The sequence below is a fragment of the Stenotrophomonas sp. 05L414_2 genome, from assembly GCF_056397905.1.
This window is the reverse complement of record NZ_JBFTOJ010000284.1, coordinates 1-2369: the sequence shown is the minus strand read 5'-3', so window position 1 is coordinate 2369 and position 2369 is coordinate 1. Positions and strand designations below refer to the sequence as shown.

The window sequence follows — 2369 nt, the reverse complement described above, 5'->3', positions numbered from 1 at the left end:
CTATAGGATAGACTTTTTTCAAAGTGTCTATCTTATAGGGTACAGTTTAAATGACTGAGATGGCTTTTTCAAGTTGTTGAAAAACTATAGACCCTATTAAATAAAGTATRGCWYTWYGRCAAARYGAGWGKTTGATYTCCGTTCCGACTGGGCGCTTTCCTGGGGGCGTCCGATGAGCCGCTTCACTCGCGWTGCTCGCTCCAGGGTCTCGGGCCAACASGATGTTGGTCACGAAGGCGTTATCACAGGACGTGATGSTTTTAGCCTTYGTTCCTCTATATMGCTRATCCCCAAGGAATCGCCCAGCCTCCACTCCAATCAACCAWTTYAYWTAGCGTGTATTTTCTGGCACGTTACTTATTTATAGTGATAAAACGCAGCATCAGCGCATGCAAAGCTAAGGTAGCAGCTAAACGTTCGCCCATAGGAGAGCGCATAAAGATATCCTTGACCATTTTTCAACCAAAAGAAGAGGCTGGGACAAAACCCATCTCTAAACTAAAAAGCCGGTGAAATTTTACGATCAGTAAAATTTCACCGGCTTTAAATTTTTTTTATAAAAAAATAAGGACCACTTCTGATAAAATTAAGTCACCACAACAAAATTATACAGAAAGAAGGATCCTTATGTTTAAAGATTATAACATGAATCAATTAATTTTTCCTTTAGATTTAGAAGTGAAGTTACAAAAGAATGATATTGCCTTCCATGTCCACCACTTAGTCGAAAGTATCCCGCCTGAAGCGTTTRAACCATTTCTTCGAAATGAGGGCTGTCCTGCCTACCATCCACGCATGATGCTTAAAATTATCTTATGTGCCTACACGCAATCTGTTTTCTCAGGKCGCAAAATTGAAGCGCTTTTAAAAGATAGTCTTCGGATGATGTGGCTAGCTCAAGRGCATGAGCCAACCTACCGMACAATCAACCGATTCCGYGTTCAACCAGAGGTGAAAGAGTTGATACGTCAGTGCTTTGTTCAATTCCGCTGCCAGCTGGTACAGGAAGAATTAATTGATCAGGAAGCTATTTTTATTGATGGAACAAAGATTGAAGCGAATGCGAACAAATTTACATTCGTGTGGAAAAAGTCGATTGAGAAATATCATAACGGACTAATTGAAAAGTCAAACCAGCTATACGATGAGCTGCTTGAAAAAGAAATCATGCCAGAAATTGAACGGGAAAATGAAAAGGAATTAGCATTGGAATACCTCGCTCAAATGGTCGAAAAAGTAGATGAAGTGATTTCTGAATATGATCGAAAAATTGAGGACTCATCGGATGTAGCAGAGCGAAAGACTTTAAGAACAGAACGGAAATTCCCAAAGCAAGCTCGCAAAAAATTAATCGACTATATTGAACGCAAACTAAAATATCAAAGAGACTTCGAAATCTTTGACGAACGAAATAGTTATTCGAAAACAGACCCGGATGCGACATTTATGCGTATGAAAGATGACTATATGAAAAATGGTCAATTGAAGGCTGGTTATAACATACAAGTGGCAACAGAAGGTCAGTATGCGCTTGCCTACAGCATTTTTCCGAATCCAACGGATACACGTACATTAATCCCATTTTTAGATGAAATCGAACAACATTATTTTAAGTTACCAAAACATATCGTCGCAGATGCAGGATATRGCAGTGAACAAAATTACAATGATATCCTTTCGAATCGTAAGCGAGAAGCMTTAATCACRTACAACCTGTATTTAAACGAACAGAAGAAAAAGTATAAGCAAAAYGAATTCAATACAGCGAATTGGGATTATGATAAAGAACATGATCGATACACTTGCCCAAACCAACAACAGCTTGTATTTAAATATCGTACCATGAAAACGGATAAGTATGATTTCACACGTGAGTTTAAGGTATACGAATGTGAAGACTGTTCCRGATGCCCCCTCCGTTCATTATGTACAAAAGCAAAAGAAGGAAATAATCGTAAGTTAATGGTGAATGAGAAGTGGGAACAACAAAAAGAATATGTGAGAGCAAAGCTTTCAGAAGAAAAAACGAGTACCATTTATCGTCAACGCAAAATTGACGTGGAACCAGTTTTTGGATTCTTGAAGGCTAATTTGCGTTTCACTCGATTTTCTGTACGAGGAAAATCGAAGGTTGAAAACGAGATGGGCCTCGCATTAATGGCCGTGAATTTAAGGAAATTCACAGCCATTAACTAAGAGCTAGATGGAGACAACATAAAAAATAGAGAAATCCGAATTTGAATGAATTCAAATTCGGATTTCTCACTAATTGAAGCTAGTTATGTCCCAGCCTCTTTTCTTACGATTAGTCAACCTTATTTAAAGAATAATTTATATTTTTATGAGTGTGAAGTGGTGAGGGATATCCC

General features: G+C 38.3%; 1 protein-coding gene. It reads left to right on the top strand.

Translation table 11 applies throughout. From position 1 onward, the window contains the following. The first annotated feature begins 627 nt into the window (after window positions 1-627). On the top strand, window positions 628-2196 hold the full coding sequence (locus AC1DJN_RS21560) for an IS1182 family transposase (RefSeq protein ID WP_478040188.1): 1569 nt from the start codon (window positions 628-630) through the stop codon (window positions 2194-2196). Window positions 2197-2369: the final 173 nt, after the last annotated feature.